This is a genomic window from Nostoc sp. FACHB-133 (assembly GCF_014698055.1).
Lineage (GTDB): Bacteria > Cyanobacteriota > Cyanobacteriia > Cyanobacteriales > Nostocaceae > Nostoc.
The window spans coordinates 1-16,208 of record NZ_JACJSH010000069.1; the positions used below are offsets into that span (position 1 = coordinate 1).

At 41.4% G+C, this 16,208-nt stretch carries 16 protein-coding genes and 1 pseudogene; 7 read left to right on the plus strand and 10 right to left on the minus strand.

Translation table 11 applies throughout. The features are described 5' to 3' along the window. Positions 1-84: 84 nt before the first annotated feature. A complete protein-coding gene (locus H6G86_RS32315; protein WP_190937747.1) occupies positions 85-690 on the minus strand; it encodes a cache domain-containing protein in 606 nt (201 codons plus the stop codon). Between the two features lie 58 nt (positions 691-748). Then, positions 749-883 (minus strand): annotated as a pseudogene (locus H6G86_RS39115) (IS982 family transposase); the annotation flags it as partial. A gap of 228 nt (positions 884-1,111) precedes the next feature. On the opposite strand from H6G86_RS39115, the gene H6G86_RS32320 reads away from it, so the two are divergent. Together H6G86_RS32320 and H6G86_RS32325 are read left to right on the plus strand one after the other, a co-directional pair. Continuing rightward, the gene (locus H6G86_RS32320) at positions 1,112-1,834 is read left to right on the plus strand and encodes a Uma2 family endonuclease (RefSeq protein ID WP_190937748.1); all 723 of its coding nucleotides are present in this window, start codon (positions 1,112-1,114) and stop codon (positions 1,832-1,834) included. A gap of 149 nt (positions 1,835-1,983) precedes the next feature. Further along, positions 1,984-2,691, plus strand: coding sequence for a hypothetical protein (locus H6G86_RS32325; protein WP_190937749.1), 708 nt, complete (start codon positions 1,984-1,986; stop codon positions 2,689-2,691). Positions 2,692-2,702: 11 nt separating this feature from the next. Here the strand turns inward: H6G86_RS32325 and H6G86_RS32330 are convergent, their stop codons facing one another. Then, on the minus strand, positions 2,703-2,843 hold the full coding sequence (locus H6G86_RS32330) for a type II toxin-antitoxin system HicB family antitoxin (RefSeq protein ID WP_313931531.1): 141 nt from the start codon (positions 2,841-2,843) through the stop codon (positions 2,703-2,705). Positions 2,844-3,172: 329 nt separating this feature from the next. On the opposite strand from H6G86_RS32330, the gene H6G86_RS32335 reads away from it, so the two are divergent. Then, positions 3,173-4,042 (plus strand): hypothetical protein, encoded by an 870-nt coding sequence (locus tag H6G86_RS32335; RefSeq protein WP_242065082.1) that lies wholly within the window; start codon positions 3,173-3,175, stop codon positions 4,040-4,042. A 108-nt stretch (positions 4,043-4,150) separates the two neighbouring features. Next, positions 4,151-4,642: a hypothetical protein gene (locus H6G86_RS39120; RefSeq protein ID WP_242065083.1), complete on the plus strand. Its 492-nt coding sequence runs from the start codon at positions 4,151-4,153 to the stop codon at positions 4,640-4,642. Between the two features lie 386 nt (positions 4,643-5,028). On the opposite strand, the gene H6G86_RS32350 is transcribed toward H6G86_RS39120, so the two are convergent. The 4 genes from H6G86_RS32350 to H6G86_RS32365 all read right to left on the minus strand — a co-directional run bounded on the left by H6G86_RS32350 (position 5,029) and on the right by H6G86_RS32365 (position 7,204). After that, entirely contained in the window at positions 5,029-5,211 is a 183-nt protein-coding gene (locus H6G86_RS32350; RefSeq protein WP_190937750.1) for a DUF29 family protein, read from the minus strand. Positions 5,212-5,216: 5 nt separating this feature from the next. Then, on the minus strand, positions 5,217-5,414 hold the full coding sequence (locus tag H6G86_RS32355; RefSeq protein ID WP_190937751.1) for a DUF433 domain-containing protein: 198 nt from the start codon (positions 5,412-5,414) through the stop codon (positions 5,217-5,219). Positions 5,415-5,426: 12 nt separating this feature from the next. Further along, the gene (locus H6G86_RS32360; RefSeq protein WP_190937752.1) at positions 5,427-5,702 is read right to left on the minus strand and encodes a LapA family protein; all 276 of its coding nucleotides are present in this window, start codon (positions 5,700-5,702) and stop codon (positions 5,427-5,429) included. 86 nt (positions 5,703-5,788) lie between these two features. Further along, positions 5,789-7,204, minus strand: a complete 1,416-nt coding sequence (locus H6G86_RS32365) for a phosphoglucomutase/phosphomannomutase family protein (protein ID WP_190937753.1) — start codon at positions 7,202-7,204, stop codon at positions 5,789-5,791. Between the two features lie 146 nt (positions 7,205-7,350). On the opposite strand from H6G86_RS32365, the gene H6G86_RS32370 reads away from it, so the two are divergent. Beyond that, a complete protein-coding gene (locus tag H6G86_RS32370) occupies positions 7,351-8,205 on the plus strand; it encodes a PD-(D/E)XK nuclease family protein (RefSeq protein WP_163927458.1) in 855 nt (284 codons plus the stop codon). Between the two features lie 71 nt (positions 8,206-8,276). On the opposite strand, the gene H6G86_RS32375 is transcribed toward H6G86_RS32370, so the two are convergent. Beyond that, a complete protein-coding gene (locus H6G86_RS32375) occupies positions 8,277-9,947 on the minus strand; it encodes a transglutaminase-like domain-containing protein (protein ID WP_190937754.1) in 1,671 nt (556 codons plus the stop codon). A 495-nt stretch (positions 9,948-10,442) separates the two neighbouring features. Continuing rightward, on the minus strand, positions 10,443-10,571 hold the full coding sequence (locus H6G86_RS39720) for a hypothetical protein (RefSeq protein WP_277883697.1): 129 nt from the start codon (positions 10,569-10,571) through the stop codon (positions 10,443-10,445). A gap of 17 nt (positions 10,572-10,588) precedes the next feature. Between H6G86_RS39720 and H6G86_RS32380 the strand changes: the two genes are divergently transcribed. Together H6G86_RS32380 and recF are read left to right on the plus strand one after the other, a co-directional pair. Then, complete coding sequence (locus H6G86_RS32380; RefSeq protein WP_190937755.1) at positions 10,589-13,447, plus strand: cation-translocating P-type ATPase; 2,859 nt, start codon at positions 10,589-10,591, stop codon at positions 13,445-13,447. 83 nt (positions 13,448-13,530) lie between these two features. Further along, complete coding sequence (recF, locus tag H6G86_RS32385; protein WP_190937756.1) at positions 13,531-14,652, plus strand: DNA replication/repair protein RecF; 1,122 nt, start codon at positions 13,531-13,533, stop codon at positions 14,650-14,652. A 255-nt stretch (positions 14,653-14,907) separates the two neighbouring features. Here recF and H6G86_RS32390 read toward each other — a convergent pair whose 3' ends face one another. After that, on the minus strand, positions 14,908-15,366 hold the full coding sequence (locus H6G86_RS32390; protein ID WP_163927454.1) for an MgtC/SapB family protein: 459 nt from the start codon (positions 15,364-15,366) through the stop codon (positions 14,908-14,910). Positions 15,367-16,208 lie beyond the last annotated feature (842 nt).

Below are 16,208 nucleotides of genomic sequence, written 5' to 3' on the forward strand. Positions count from 1 at the left end.
ATACCCTTAAACGGCTGCCCATATACCTGTTACCGTGGTAGATACATTATGTGTATTTACTTATCTTTACACAATTTGGTTTTTTCACCCTGTCCTACTTACAATCCCTCGTTTCTGTCCACGACGATCAAAAACGGGTGTGCCAAAGCGGATCATTGGCTTCAAGGGTTGTTGAACCTGACCTCGTTCAATGTTGAGGTCAAGGGGAGAGACAAACACTTCTCCTTGATTCAGTTGCAAAGTGTCATTAAACCAGTAGCGCTTGGCTTGCACTTGCAGTTTTTCTTCGGGGACAATCTCTGGTTCACCCTGTTTGAAGTTGACTCTGACAACTTCTTTACCTGATTGATCCAAAAAACGAATTTGGTCGTAAAGTTTTTTATATTGAGAAAATGATAAAAATTCTCTGGATAGTGCCTGTTTATCTGCATCTACTCCTTCTAAAATTCTCTGTAGCTCGTTTTGTTTAGAAATGACAATCAAATCTGAAACAACGGAGTAAAAGTCTCCGCTAATTACTTTTGTTTGTAAATCTACCTTGTCAAATTCATTAGTTTTTAATACAATTTTCTCCGTCTGTACCTGTTGGTAATAAATAGTTACTACAACACTTCCAACGAAGGCCGATAATGGTAAAAAAACGGCTAAAAAATGTTTGATTAAAATTCGTGAATGGCTCTGTGGTGACATATCTGATACTTAAGTACGATTTAGAAAAAAATCGGGCTAAAAATCAGCTAAGTTCCAGCTACGCCATATTTTCAGAGTCAAGGTTGAGAAAAAGTTTTTTCTCTTGGTAGGTATAGCTAATCAGCCCAGCTACCAAATTCACCATGAAATTGAATATTCTGCGACTTCTGGAATGTTCTAGTTGAACTATATTCCACCCTTTTTTGCTATTGTGGGTTAGACACTCTCATAGTCAGTACCGAAAAATTACCTAATTAGAAAATTACACTTGCAATTGCTTTTCAATACTGAAAATAAAGAGAAGCTATGGCTACGACAGGCTAGTCGGCATAGCTAAAAATGGTTCTTTATTCTGTCGCTGCGATCGCACATCAATAGATTACGTACAATCTATCTAGAATCAGATTTGGCAAAACCGCTCATGTTAAACTACAATCCGCTACATTGTTTGCCATCTTCCGAAGAGCTACCCGACTCAAATGATACCCCTGTGGATAATGAAGTCCAAAATTTAATTCCCGGCTTGCTGAAAACGACACTGGCTTTAGTTTGGTGCGATCGCTGGGATTGGTTTTTTGGTGTTGATATGGGTATTTATTATCACCCAGACAAACCAGCCATTGTCCCTGATGGGTTTCTCAGCTTAGGAGTTAAACGTGTAATTGATGAGGACTTACGCCTAAGTTATGTGCTATGGGAAGAAAAAAAGCTGCCAATTTTAGCACTAGAAGTTGTTTCTCAAATATATCGGGAAGAACATAGCAGCAAGAAAGAACTCTATGCCAAAGAATTAGGAATTTTGTACTATGTTGTGTATAGTCCCCTTCGCCGGAAAAAGACACCTTTGGAGGTGTATCACCTAGTTGATGGGGAATATATCTTAATGTCAGGAAATCCCATTTGGCTACCAGAAATTGGTTTAGGAATTGGACGGGAACGGGGAATTTATCAAGGTATAGTCCGGGAATGGTTGTACTGGTATGACGAGGAAGGGCAAAAATTGCTCACACCAGAAGAACGTATTAGAGAAGCGGAAGAACGCGCAGCTTTTGAAGAAGAGCGACGAGTGGAAGCAGAACAAAAAGTGAAAATGTTAATTGAAAGGTTGAATGCGCTTGGTCTCGATCCAGAAACTTTGTTATAGGTTCACCAAATTTCGTAATTTTTACTGTCTTAATGTTAATTAGCTTCCTGGGTAGGGAATTATATTTATAAGCAACTAATAGCTTAACGGTATAAATCGTAATGACTTGTTGCTAAATAAATATATTTATCAAAACCTGCATCAAAAATATGGAAGTTAAATTAGGATTTGGAGCAGTCCCAAAACCTCAATATGTCTTTATCAGCAAAGAATCCGATCACTGCTGGTATATGCTTGCTGAAGATGAAAAACGCATCCCAATTTATGAAAGAGCCTTGACTGGGGTAATTACAGAGATAGAAGTTAATAAAAAGGTTGAAACTAAATTCGGGCCAGTTGAAAAAAACGATTTATATATTTTGGCAGATAAACCTTATATTATCCGTTCAGGTAGCGACTCTTTCTTTTCTAAAAGTTTATTGTTATCTTTAGATACCCTTACTTATAAAGAATTGTGTAATCCACTAACGATCGCCGTTAGTCCTGGAGATAGTAATGTGGTTTTTTGTAAAATTTACGATCCAATAACTTATCGTTCTGTAGGTGTTAGTTGGGATGGACATAAGGAATTAGACTGGCAAGCTTTAGGACAAAAAGTAAGTTTAAAAATTAATAGAATTCACAATTATAATCAAGATAAAAATCAATCTCAACCAGAAGCAAGTGACAATATAAAAACGCCTGAACAGCGTGATGTTTTTATAGCTAAAACTGACACATATTTAGCCCAATTAAATTGGACTCCAGAGCAGGGAAGGGATTATTTGCAGCAGAAATATGGTAAGCGATCGCGTCTACAACTCACTGATACAGAAATTCTGGATTTCATTGATTACCTGAAGCTACAAGTAACCTAAAATTGCTAAACTTAGATTCTGTGAAGTTTTTCCCGTTGACTAGCAACTTCCAAGCAACCTTGAATTGCATCTTGCAGCATTTCTAATAGATGTTCGTAGCTGTCTCCCCAAGTGTGACATCCCGGTAGGGCAGGTACAGAAGCACACCACACACCATCTTCTTACCAGATAAGTGCTTTAATTTTCATTACCAATCATCTCCACAAGATTGCGACTAATATTTTAGCGTCAAGCCGAGTGTGTAGGCGCAGCCCGTCGTAGACATCGCTTGTCCATTGCATTGAGGTGTTAGCCTCCCACAGGGATCGCACCCAACACGAAAAGGATTGAGAACTGCATTCATTACAGTATCAAATTTATACCTTCTGAATGTTCATTAGTTAGTATATCTGGGAAACATAAGTATAAGGTGATGCCTTGATTTTATGTTTAACCCGTAGACAAGTACTAACCAAATACTAATCACAATCAGGAGTATTTCATGATTCCACTGATTTTGGGTGCTGCTGCTTTGGCTACTGGAGCCTTCGGAGCGCTAAAAGGTGCTGAAGGCATTGGCAATATGAATCAGGCAAAGGAAATCGGTGAACAAGCTCAACAAAAATACGAAAGGAGCTTGCAAAACTTAAAAGCAGCCTGGGAAATTACTAACCAGTCAGCAGAAGTTTATGGTCAAATGCAGCTTCGTATCAAGCAGAGTACAATTTCAAACTTTATAGCTTTTATTGAAAGAATTGGTCAGCGAGCTTCCCAAAACAATCTGGACATTCTAACTGGATTAGACATCTCCACTCAGCAAATTCAGGAGTACAAAAAAGAAGTTATCAAAGCTGAACAGTGGGTAAAAGGTGGTGTATCAGCAGCCGTGGCAGCCTCAGCAGCAGGTTCGACTGCAATTACCTTAGCAAGGAATGTTGGTACTGTTACTGTTTCCAAGTTTTTTGGATTGTGGGCTAGTGAAGTCGCTATCTCACAAGTTGGTGGTGCTGCGGCTTGGACTGGAGCCATAACTTGGTTAGGTGGTGGTACTAGTATGGCGGTTGGTGGTGCTGTATTGGGTGGTATTACACTCGGCCCGGCGTTAATGGTTGGGGGTTTTCAACTTGCTGGTAAGGGTGAGGAAGCTTTGACTAAAGCGCGGGAGTATGAAGCTAGGGTAAACATAGAAATTGCCAATATTGAAGCAGCTCAAGATTTTCTATTACAGGTTAAACGGCGAACAGTGGAACTGGCTAATTTAGTGTGTAATTTAAACAACCGTGCTAAATCCGCACTTCAAGAGCTTGAAGCCCAATCTTTTAATCGCGATCGCGATGCTAGCAAAATTTCAAGAGGTAGCACTTTTAATTAAAGCACTTGCAGAAATTATGAAAATTCCTATTTTAGATAATGAAGGACTGTTAAACCCTTCTACTTTAACCATCCAAGCTAAATACAAAACTCTGGGAGTTATTTAACAATGGTTTTATCAAGTATCGGTACAATATGTACTGCGGTTAATGCCACAAAATCGTTAGTAACTATTGTTTCCAGTTACAAGCAAATTGGAGAACAAGAACAGACTAAAAGGCGTGGGATAGCAGCTTTGGAAAAAACACAATGTGTTGATGCAGTTTCTTTAGCCTATACTGAATACAAGATAATTGCTGAACAAGAACAGACAAAGAGACGAGAAATTGAAGCTTGGAAAAACGAAACAATCACCAAAATTAACGCCCAGCGAGAGTTGCTGATGGCGTATCTAGATCGCTCTTTTGATGAACGTGCAGAAAACTTTCGCGCTTTGTTTGCTGTCGTTGATAATGCGATTGCATCCGGCAATAATGAACAACTAGCCCTTACATTAAACTCAATTACAGAAATAGCTAAATCCTGCCCATTCAAAGAACTTGCAAATTTAGCTTCTGTTCGCGCTGCTCTAGATGATCCAGATCACGAATGGACATTTTGATTTTATAACAGTGCGATCGCTCTCCCAAAACTTTCTAAAAAGCCTGCCTACGTAGACTTTTTTCATGTACTGCAAAACTTCCAGGCTAGAGGCGCTCTGAGAGCATAGCGATCGCCACTATAATCAGGTTGCATTGCAATATCTTGCAATAAAATATATTGTCAAGATAAATTTCACAAGACAATGAGTAAAGAAAATATTACGTTTCGGATAGATAGCGATCGCAATTCATTGCAACTGCGATCGCAGCTACATACTTAATGAGGCGGTAGCCGCTTATCTAGAAATGTATCAGTGGCAAATTGAGGAAATTCAAAAGGGTATTGTTGAAGCGGATGCTGGAGACTTTGCTAGTGATGAAGAAGTAAAAGCGACTTTCGCAAGACTCACCAATGTATATTAAGTGAGCGATTTAGTTGACTGGCAATAGTCCGCCGTTCACTTTTGCCCAAGCCTTCAACCTCTTCAATCAGATGTTCTACATCAATTTCATGCCAGCGATGCGATCGCAATAGTTGGGCTGTCTCTTCAATCCACAAATTAAAATCTGCCTTATAAGTTGCGCTCATAGCCTTTATTGATTAGCTGCATAGCTTAGGCAAGCCAAAATATCCTCTTGTGTCAAATAAGGAAAGTCATCAAGCAATTCCTCGTAGGTCATGCCAGAGGCAAGATAAGATAAAACATCGTATACAGTAATTCGCATTCTTCGAATACAAGGCTTACCACCTCGTTTTCCTGGTTCGATTGTAATAATGTTTTGATACTGCACAGCTATCAATCCTCAAAAATCTTCATCGTCAACAAAAAATTCCGCATCGTCTTCTAATCGAGAATTACGCTGTCCAATACCAGCAAGTCCCCACAGAGGTTGCAGCAGTGCCATGCCAATTAACCCTAAACAAGCACTAAAAGCTAACACTAAACCCAGTGGTATCTGAATCGATTGGAATGTTAAGAATTTTAACGATACGGGTGTGGCATTTTGAACTGAAATAACTGCGATCGCGATTATCCAAACCGCTACAACTAGAGATGTCAAAAAAGGAGCGATTTTCATAGTTTGAGCAAAGTTAGGAGTGAGATAACTGTTAATAGGAGTTAAGAATTATTAATTTAAAAATCTTAACTTTTAACTGCTAATTCTTATCCCTCTAATTTAGCAATGACACTCTTTAACTCTTGGGCAATTTGGGTGAGTTTTTCGGGAGTGTTGGTTTCTAGGTAGACGCGCACCAGTGGTTCTGTACCGGAGGGACGCAATAAAACCCAGCTACCTTCTTCTAAATACAGCTTAATACCGTCTTTACGCCCGACTTCCTTGACTTTAATTCCTGCTACCTCTGGAGGTGGATTTTTAGTAAAGGAGTCGATAACGGCGGTTTTATGAGCCTCTGTGAGGTGCAAGTCTAGGCGGTTGTTGTAAAGTGGCCCATCGGCTTCAGCGATCGCTTCCTTAACCATCTGACTTAAAGGTTTACCTTCATAAGCGATCGCTTCTGCCACCAGCATATCGGCTAATACCCCGTCTTTTTCGGGAATATGCCCAATAATACTCAAACCGCCTGATTCTTCTCCACCAATTAATACGGCAGTTTCCCGCATTTTTTCACCGATGTATTTAAAACCAACTGCTGTTTCGTAAATTTGCAGCCCATTTTTAGCAGCGAAATTATCCAGCAGGTGGGTTGTAGCCACAGTGCGGACTATCGCGCCGGTTTTACCTTTGTTTTTAATTAAATGACGTGCTAGAACTAACAACACAGTATTCGGAGTGAGGACAGTTCCTTGTTCATCAACAATACCAAAGCGATCGCTATCTCCATCCGTCGCCAAGCCCAAATCAGCTTGATCGCGGACTACAGCTTCCACTAACTCAACTAATTGTTCTCCTTTGGGTTCTGGCATTCCACCGCCAAATAAAACATCCCTCCAATCGTGGAAACTCTCTAGCAGAACACCACTATGTTGCAAAACTTCATCTAAATAGCCACGGGAGGTAGAATACAAAGCATCGTACTTTACCTTTAAATTAGCCCTTTTGATCTTTTCTATATCAAGTAGAGTGTAGATAAATTGTAGGTAATCAGGTTTGGGATCAAAAATTGAAATTGAACCTGATGGGTTACTTCCAGGTAACTCATCCGATGCACTTTCTATATTTGCCACAATAGTATCAGTAATCTCTGGAGTGGCAGGCCCAGCATAATCGGGTATATATTTAATTCCACAGTAAGGTGCTGGATTATGACTAGCAGTAAACATTAACGCCCCTGCGGAATTTAGGTGACGGGCGTTGTAGGCAATTACTGGTGTGGGGCAATCCCGAACAGTAATTTTCACAGTCCAACCCAAGTCTGCCAGTACTTGGGCCGCAGTTTTGGCAAACTGGTCAGCTAAAAAGCGAGTATCGTAGGCAATAAGTACTGGTCTATCTTTTGTGTAGGCTGTTTCCAAGTAAGTGGCAATTGCCCTTGTTACTTTTCGCACGTTGGGGAAAGTAAAATCATCGGCAATAATCCCTCGCCATCCATCGGTACCAAATTTTATCTTGCTAGACATTTTTGCCGCTTGCTCCCGTACATTATCAGTACTATAAAAGCTTCCTGCAAAGCGTGTGTAGCAGCAACTATCCCCCGAAGTTCTTTTCTAAGTAAGCCTTAGTTGAAACTTCGCCCCACCGTATTTTCTCTCACTGTTTCTGAGCAATGTCAACCCCCGATCGACCTTTTGCCAGTTATCACCTTTGGTCTCTAGTTGCCCCAGCGACCGGGCAAGAACGCTGGCATTGCCAGATGAGACGGGGGTTTATCAAAGCACGGCAACACGAACCACAAGTCAAAGCACTCCTAGCGCAAGCCACTGCACCCCAGCGCATTGGCATACTCGCGCAAAAAGGTGTTTATGAGTTTCATCATCATAGGCATCTGCTGAAGCAATCAGATGGTGTAGAAAGAGTTGCACAGCTACTTAAATTAGGCAATTCAAGCGTTCAAGTCCAGCAACGCGTGCTGCAAATTTTGCAAAAATATCATAATGCGCCATTGCTTTTGGATAAAGATATTATCCAATTAACTCCGGGTGATGAAGGTTTTCCTAAGCCAATAGTAGTTGAACAAGAGGATTATTGCTTTCGGTTATATGCGGCTATGGACTGCGTTTTCATTGAATCTGATAGGACTTTACATATTTTAGATTTCAAAACAGGTAAGTCAGCTTTTGACAAACGACAGGCATTAGTTTATTTGCTAGCTGCTCGTTATCTTTACCCTGAACACGAAGCTGTCGCATCATTTTATAATTTAGAAATATGTAAAAAGTCTGAGTTAATTAGCATCAATAATTACGAGTTAGAATCTTTAAAATTTGAGTTAGCTAATATTGCCCATAAGCACCAGCACGATTTGCAAAAATATCAGGAAAAAACTACTAATTTCAGTAAGATTTTTCCTGCAAATCCTGGCTCCCACTGCCGCTTTTGCCCATTTAACTCCATCTGTGAGTTTGCCGATTTTAAGCAAACTCAATCATATCCACAGCCAAGTTTAAGAGTTAATAGCTAGTGGGGATGGATGTCCCCACCCATCCCCACTAGAAAATGTGCTTGTCTTTTCCTACTGCCCAATACCTAAATTCAAAAGGGCGGCAATTCTTTAAGAATTGTGAAGCGAATATGATTTATCGCCAAATCACCGATGGGGATATCTTCTTTGGTTAGCCGCGCACCTTGACTTGTCACGGTTTCAAAAGTGATACCTTTGCCAATTTCAATGTGATACCAGCATAAGCCCATAAAAAAGCGCGTCGGATAAGGGCCACCTTCACCCACATCATCAGGATTTGATTCCATTGGCAACCAGCCAAAATTTGGGACGTAGAATTCCAGCCAAACATGATTAAAGTCTGGTTGTAGTGGTACTCCTAGTAAGTCACTATGGGGAGGACATTTGTACCTACCTACGGTGCGGCAGGGGATGCCATTTAAACGAGATAGGGCAAGCAATACGCCGACATATTCGCCACAGGAACCAACGCCGCGTTCTAAAACTATATCTGGCGTGTCAATGTAAGGCTTGATACCGTAAGATAACTGGTCGTATACGTAGTTGCGGATGCTATGCATTTTCCGTAGCACATTGGTTTCAGAACCAATTGCTTCTCTGGCGGCACGGCGAACAATGGTAGTATCCATTGCTAAATCGTCGTCATCTACTAGGTAGCGTGTTTGTAATTCTGGAGATAGTTCAGGTATATCTTCAACATCTCTAGGTGTGATGCGATACTTAATTCCTCGAACTTCGACAAGTGCTTTCCAGCCAAATATATGCCGTTCACCTGGAGCAAGAGAATCAAATTTAAAGACTGCTACACGTTGCCCTTCTATTACTTCTTCTGTAAAGGGTATACCAATTGCTTCAACGTGTTTCACCTTTTGACGCTCAGTTTCCGATGGTAGGGCGATGCGCCATTCTACATCAGGTAAATACACCTCGTCTAAGGGTGCAATTTCCTCAGCATAAGACATTTCAATGAGATAGCCATTAGAGAGAGCGTAGCGCTTATCTGGTTGGTAATGATAATGCAGGGGATGAATAAAAGTGCGATCGCGGAATGTTAGCTCATGACTCGGATCGGCATTGGGGTTATCCCGGATATAAGGCTCTTCTGAGGCGTAGGCAACGTAAATACTTTCTTTACCGGTTTCGCCATTTTTATGTATTGCTATGCCTGTAGGACATTCAAACGGTGTCAGGACACTAAATTGAAGTTCTCCTGTTGCCCTGTCCATTGCGTACACTGATTGTTCGGTGCGATCGCAAATCCATAGCATTGCTTGGTTAACTGCTAAATTCTCTATCCCAACTCCAGGGGCATAAAATCTGGTAATCTCTTTTCGTGTTTCGCGGTCATAAACCAAAATGTAGCCCAGCCGTTGGCAGCTGACATAAACTGTTGTTTCCCAAACAGCAACGCCGTCAGCCGGATAAGGCAATGTCACAAAATGTTCCAGACCCAAAGCATTGAGCTTGCACAAGTAAACACTATTTTCTCGGCTCACCCACAGGGAATCTTCCCATACCGCTAAACCAGTGACATCGGTAAATTCTTTAACTTGATGGGGATTGAGAATTTTGCTGTTGTCAGAGGTGGGATCAATCTCCAGTAGATGCCCTTTAATACTGTCAATGGCAATAAGTCTATCTTTAATGAAAGTAATGCCACACAGGGTAGCAGCAGTAAGCGGTCGAATTGTTTTTTGCCCAAACATCTGGCTAACGGTCAAAGTGGGGAGTGCAAAACTCATATTAAGCATATTTATTGAATGGTTTAGCACGCCTGGGTAATTCAAAATTCAAAATTCAGCTGGAAAAGTTTGCTAGATTGGGAAACCCTAATGGCACTCCAGTTTACTTGAGCGGCGAAATACGCAAGGGACTGGCTCAACTTTCCGCAAAATTAAAAATGAAGAAATGCAATCGTGCCATACATCCTGGCTATTGACTACGGGATGAAATGAAAGGAATGGCAGCCTAAAATTAATTGTGACATATCCTCTGTAACAAAGCTTTAAAGCTCTATTACTCATAATTATCGGTAAAATGTGTTCCGATTAACTCTTTCGTGAGAAATAATACTATGTCAAAATTGGAGGATTTACAAATGTTAAGAAATACATATATATTTATTTATCAAGAAAAGCAGCAGAAAAAATCTTCTTACTCTTGAACTGCTGCCACCAGAGCAAGCGTGGGTTTAAGACCCCACTTAAGCATAGTTCAGTGACTTCAATGACTTAAATTCATCCGGGGTCTAATCCCCAACAGAAAAGTTCCTTCGCCTCCTTCACATAACTAGGCGATCGCCTTAATGTAACTTTAGAAGATGGAATTCCTGCCATCACTAAATTATGATCGAATTTTGTAACCATTTGCTGTGACCTACACGATGTCTGCTAATTCTCTGCCTGAAGGTGCCGCCGTTTGGCATAGTTTAGAAGTTGATAAAGCACTAGAACTGCTCGATAGTAATGCAGACAGTGGCTTAACACCCCAAGAAATTCAACAGAGGTTGCAAAAATACGGCCCCAACGAACTTGAAGAAAGTGCTGGCCGTAGTGCTTGGGAAATTCTGCTAGATCAGTTCAAGAACATTATGTTGTTGATGCTGATTGGCGTAGCTCTGATTTCTGGGTTTTTAGACCTGATGGCTTTGCGCGAGGGCGGATTGAAGCCTGGTGAAGTGCCATTTAAAGATACGATTGCTATCTTAGCAATTGTGATTCTCAATGGCATACTCGGCTATGTCCAAGAAAGCCGTGCCGAAAAAGCCTTGGCAGCCCTGAAAAAAATGACTTCTCCCTTAGTACGGGTCATCCGCGACACCAGACTGGTGGAGATAGCAGCCAAGGAACTAGTTCCAGGGGATGTAATGCTGCTGGAAGCTGGAATGCAGATAGCTGCGGATGGACGTTTGATAGAACAGTCTAATTTACAAGTGCGTGAGTCGGCATTGACTGGTGAAGCCGAAGCGGTGAATAAACAGGCATCACTAAAATTGCCAGAGGAAACATCATTAGGCGATCGCCTTAATGTCGTGTATCAAGGAACCGAAGTAGTCCAAGGACGCGGTAAGGTTCTGGTGACTAACACCGGCATGACAACAGAATTAGGCAAAATTGCTGCGATGTTGCAGGCGGTGGAAAGTGAACCTACGCCATTACAGCAACGTATGACTCAACTGGGTAATGTCCTAGTGACGGGTTCTTTAATTCTGGTGGCGATCGTCGTCGTTGGTGGTGTCATCAAGGACGGAGGTTTTAAAAACATCCAAGAACTTTTGGAAGTTTCCTTGAGTATGGCGGTTGCTGTGGTACCAGAAGGTTTACCAGCTGTAATTACCGTTACATTGGCACTGGGAACCCAGCGAATGGTGCGCCAAAATGCCTTGATTCGCAAACTGCCAGCAGTAGAAACATTAGGTTCTGTAACCACCATCTGTTCTGATAAAACCGGCACTCTGACTCAAAATAAAATGGTCGTGCAATCGGTTTATACCAATGACAAAACTTTTCGTGTCACCGGCGAAGGTTATGCTCCTACAGGGGACTTTCAGTTAGATGGTCAAAAAGTTTCCTTAGAGGAATCTCCAGAAATTTCCGCGTTATCAGTCGCCTGTGCTGTTTGCAATGATTCAGTGTTGCAAAAAGAACAAGGTGAATGGGCAATTTTGGGAGATCCGACAGAGGGGGCATTAGTTACCCTGGCGGGAAAAGCCGGAATCGAAAAAGACCAGTGGAACAGTAAGTTACCTCGCGTCGCTGAGTTCCCCTTTTCTTCGGAACGCAAGCGGATGAGCGTGATTTCTCAAGTGGAGGGAGTCGCCACAGGTGAAGCGTCTTCGAGAGGCGTTGACCCAGCGATCGCCGATTTTCTCCAATCTGAACCTTACTTAATGTTTACCAAAGGTTCTCCAGAGCTAACCTTGGCACGTTCCACTCAGATTTATTTGGGCAATCACTCAGCCCCCTTAACTGAAGAACAACGCCAGAAAATTTTGGCACAAAATGACCTGATGGCAAGTAAAGGTCTACGGGTACTAGGTTTTGCCTACAAATCTCTTGCGGAAATTCCACCGGAAGGTTCAGATGAAGCATCTGAGCAAGGCTTGGTATGGCTGGGATTGGTGGGAATGCTGGATGCGCCACGCCCAGAGGTGAGGGCAGCAGTCCAAGAATGTCGAGATGCAGGTATTCGCCCAGTGATGATTACTGGCGACCACCAATTAACAGCACGAGCGATCGCTACCGATTTGGGAATTGCCCAAGAAGGCGATCGTGTTCTCACAGGTCAAGAATTGCAACGGATGAGTGACGAGGAACTAGAGCAAAACGTTGACCTAGTGAGCATTTATGCCAGAGTTTCCCCAGAACACAAACTGCGAATTGTCCAAGCATTGCAACGTCGGGGACGATTTGTAGCAATGACGGGCGATGGTGTTAACGATGCCCCAGCCCTTAAACAAGCCGACATCGGTATTGCAATGGGCATTACCGGCACCGATGTCAGTAAAGAAGCCAGCGATATGGTGTTACTTGATGACAACTTCGCCACCATTGTTAGCGCCACTAAGGAAGGTAGAGTTGTTTATACCAACATCCGCCGCTTTATTAAATACATCTTGGGCAGTAACATTGGCGAAGTTCTCACAATTGCAGCCGCACCCTTAATTGGTTTGGGAGGCGTTCCCCTGACTCCCTTACAAATTTTGTGGATGAACTTGGTTACAGACGGTTTACCAGCCTTGGCATTAGCTGTGGAACCTCCAGAACCAGATGTGATGCAACGTCCGCCTTTTAGTCCCCGCGAGAGTATTTTTGCTAGGGGATTAGGTTCTTACATGATTCGCATTGGGATCATTTTTGCCATTATCACCATTGCCTTAATGTGGTGGGCTTATCAACATACCCATGCTGCTGGGTATCAGGGGAATCCCGAAGCTTGGAAAACAATGGTATTTACTACCTTGTGTATCGCCCAAATGGGACATGCGATCGCCATTCGCTCTAACAATCGGCTGGTCATTGAGATGAATCCCTTCTCTAATATATTTGTACTAGCGGCTGTTGTCGTCACCACGATTTTGCAGTTGATGCTAGTTTATGTCCCACCCCTGCGAGATTTCTTTGGTACTCACTACCTGAATATGCAGGAATTGGGCGTTTGTATTGGTTTCAGTGCTTTAATGTTTGTCTGGATTGAAGCAGAGAAGATATTTCTGCGGATTATGGGCAAGAAGGCTGTCTGAAAAGGAAATTTTAGGTTTTAGATTTTAGATTTTAGATTTATCTTCAATCCAAAATCTGAAATTTAAAATCCAAAATTGAACTTATGTACCTGAAAACTCTAAACCTCCGACAATTTCGCAATTATCAAGACCAAAAGGTTGAATTTACTGCTGCCAAAACAATTTTGGTAGGTAATAACGCTCAGGGAAAATCGAATTTGTTGGAGGCGGTGGAGTTGCTGGCGACATTGCGATCGCACCGCATGACCCGCGATCGCGATTTGGTTCAAGAAGGGGAAGCTATAGCCCAAATTAATGCCACCCTTGAGCGACAAACAGGCGTTAGTGACCTTACCTTAACGCTCCGGCGCAATGGTCGCCGGAGCGTTGCTCTCAATGGTGAGTCTATCCGCCGTCAAATGGATTTTCTTGGCGTTCTCAACGCAGTGCAGTTTTCCAGCCTGGATTTAGACCTAGTACGCGGCGGCCCGGAGGGTCGCCGCAACTGGTTGGATACACTCTTAATTCAACTCGAACCAGTTTATGCTCACATTTTGCAGCAGTATAATCATGTATTACGTCAGCGCAATGCCTTTTTAAAACGCCATGTAGAGACTTTGGATGCAACGTCTCTACACTCAGAACTAGCAGTGTGGGATGCACAGTTAGCTACCACAGGAACCAGAGTAATTAGAAGACGCGATCGCGCCATCCAAAGATTAGCTCCTATTGCTAGTGCTTGGCACGCCAGTATTAGCGGCAGTACAGAAGTTCTACAAATTAAATATGTACCTAATATTCCTTTAGAGGATAACCAGCCAGAAGAAGTACAGCAAGCTTTTTTAGCAAAAATTCAGCAGCGAGCCGTTGCTGAAATGCACCAAGGTACTACTCTTGTCGGCCCCCATCGAGACGAAATAGAATTAACTATTAACCAGACACCCGCTCGTCAATACGGTTCTCAAGGTCAACAACGAACGCTGGTTCTAGCTTTAAAATTAGCCGAATTACAATTAATTGAAGAAGTCGTCAAAGAGCCACCATTACTATTACTTGATGATGTTCTTGCCGAACTAGATTTATCCCGCCAAAATCAATTGCTTGATGCTATTCAAGACCGCTTTCAAACCCTAATTACTACCACTCACTTGGGTTCTTTTGATTCCCAGTGGTTAAAGTCCTCCCAAATTCTTTTTGTGAAAGCAGGAGAAATAATCCAAAATTAATGATGATTTAGGATTAGCCCTTTCAAGATGACTCTAAAATCTCTTTTTTTCTCTGTGTTGGGCCAGTTGCTACAACGGTGACAATCCCTGCAACGTACTGGCTTCTCTACACCTCTGAGGTTTAAAGGTAGTTTATTTAACTACCTAACAACTATAAAACACATAGATGAAAAGGGATTTGTTAACCGTTTAATTCCTTAAAAATGGCTGATTGACAATAGTTAATATTTATGTGGCAGGCTGAAATCCTAATTTTTATTGACGTTTTTCTAACCTTTTAAAAACGTTGAGAATCAGAAAAGTCAGTAGAGTACCAATCAATCCTAACTGCCACAAACCACAACCGGCAGCAATTCCCAATGCAGCCGAAACCCAAATAGCTGCTGCTGATGTGAGTCCGTGAATTTCAAGTTGCTGTGATTCTTGAGAAGATTGGCGCACAATTTCTCCAGCACCGAGAAATCCTACACCGGCTGCAATTCCTTGAATGACGCGGCTAAGTGCATCAGGACTATTTTGCAATCCTCCTGTTTGCATAATTATCAAGGTAAACACAGCTGAACCTAGACTCACCAGCGTGTGAGTTCTTAAACCGGCTGGTTTGCGGCTAATTTGGCGTTCTAAGCCGATAATCGCTCCGATAAATAACGCAAAACATAATCTGAAGCTGATATTTAGCCAATCATTAGTTGCAATGTAGTAAGTGTTTGGCAATGTTTAGTCTGGTGTAAATAATTTTAAATAAGTTAAGTGGGGGTAAATAATTGTCGTTGGCATAAGGCAATAGGCATTAGGGTTTTAGCCTAGTTCATTTTTCTTTACATAGTTTGATTTTATTGTGCCAACTTACTTACATAGTACAGCACGGGGAAATCCAGTTACCATCTCAATTAACAAGACTTGGGAAAAATACCTTTGTTAAAGGTTGGCAAATTTCCGCTAGAGTGTACTAGGTTAATTATTAATATTTTTACAAAATAGTGCAAAAGTATTTTACTCTTTATATTAGTGGAGTCTAATTCAACGGTTGTAATTGAAAGTTTATATCATCTAGTCATCTGCTTTGTTTTTTGAACTTAATCTTGGATTAATAGGCAATAAGGGTTTTGTAAAAAATCAAATATAAGTACTAAGTTTAGATTCTTTCAATTCAGGGATACTTTTTTAGATGTAAATCAACATCTTCCATTCTGAAGATTATTTTCCAATTAAGATATTTTGTTATCAAAACTGAATAAATTTTCCGTTATTAAATTATGACAGCGATCGCAATCTGGGTAAACGACATAAATTTTAGCTTGATTAAATAGTTATCTCAACTATTTTAAATAAATGAACTATAAAATTTTACCTCAAATTGCTAGATTTAACCCATACACTAAATAATTAAATGTGATACTAACATTTACAACTCGCTCAAACAACTAAACCCCCGGTTTCAGGGAAGAGAGGCTAAATGAAGGACAATATTTGATTTACAAAGAGTTGAAGTAAGTAAGTTGGTGCGAAAAGACTCAAGTATGTTACGAAACCTGAATAGACTTAAAGCCCTTACT

Excerpts from the sequence above, each read along its gene's own strand:
- H6G86_RS32315 (WP_190937747.1), bottom strand. The coding sequence starts at position 690 with ATGTCACCACAGAGCCATTCACGAATTTTAATCAAACATTTTTTAGCC.
- H6G86_RS32320 (WP_190937748.1), top strand. The coding sequence starts at position 1,112 with ATGTTAAACTACAATCCGCTACATTGTTTGCCATCTTCCGAAGAGCTA.
- H6G86_RS32325 (WP_190937749.1), top strand. The coding sequence starts at position 1,984 with ATGGAAGTTAAATTAGGATTTGGAGCAGTCCCAAAACCTCAATATGTC.
- H6G86_RS32335 (WP_242065082.1), top strand. The coding sequence starts at position 3,173 with ATGATTCCACTGATTTTGGGTGCTGCTGCTTTGGCTACTGGAGCCTTC.
- H6G86_RS39120 (WP_242065083.1), top strand. The coding sequence starts at position 4,151 with ATGGTTTTATCAAGTATCGGTACAATATGTACTGCGGTTAATGCCACA.
- H6G86_RS32350 (WP_190937750.1), bottom strand. The coding sequence starts at position 5,211 with ATGAGCGCAACTTATAAGGCAGATTTTAATTTGTGGATTGAAGAGACA.
- H6G86_RS32360 (WP_190937752.1), bottom strand. The coding sequence starts at position 5,702 with ATGAAAATCGCTCCTTTTTTGACATCTCTAGTTGTAGCGGTTTGGATA.
- H6G86_RS32365 (WP_190937753.1), bottom strand. The coding sequence starts at position 7,204 with ATGTCTAGCAAGATAAAATTTGGTACCGATGGATGGCGAGGGATTATT.
- H6G86_RS32370 (WP_163927458.1), top strand. The coding sequence starts at position 7,351 with ATGTCAACCCCCGATCGACCTTTTGCCAGTTATCACCTTTGGTCTCTA.
- H6G86_RS32375 (WP_190937754.1), bottom strand. The coding sequence starts at position 9,947 with ATGAGTTTTGCACTCCCCACTTTGACCGTTAGCCAGATGTTTGGGCAA.
- H6G86_RS39720 (WP_277883697.1), bottom strand. The coding sequence starts at position 10,571 with ATGGTTACAAAATTCGATCATAATTTAGTGATGGCAGGAATTCCATCT.
- H6G86_RS32380 (WP_190937755.1), top strand. The coding sequence starts at position 10,589 with ATGTCTGCTAATTCTCTGCCTGAAGGTGCCGCCGTTTGGCATAGTTTA.
- recF (WP_190937756.1), top strand. The coding sequence starts at position 13,531 with ATGTACCTGAAAACTCTAAACCTCCGACAATTTCGCAATTATCAAGAC.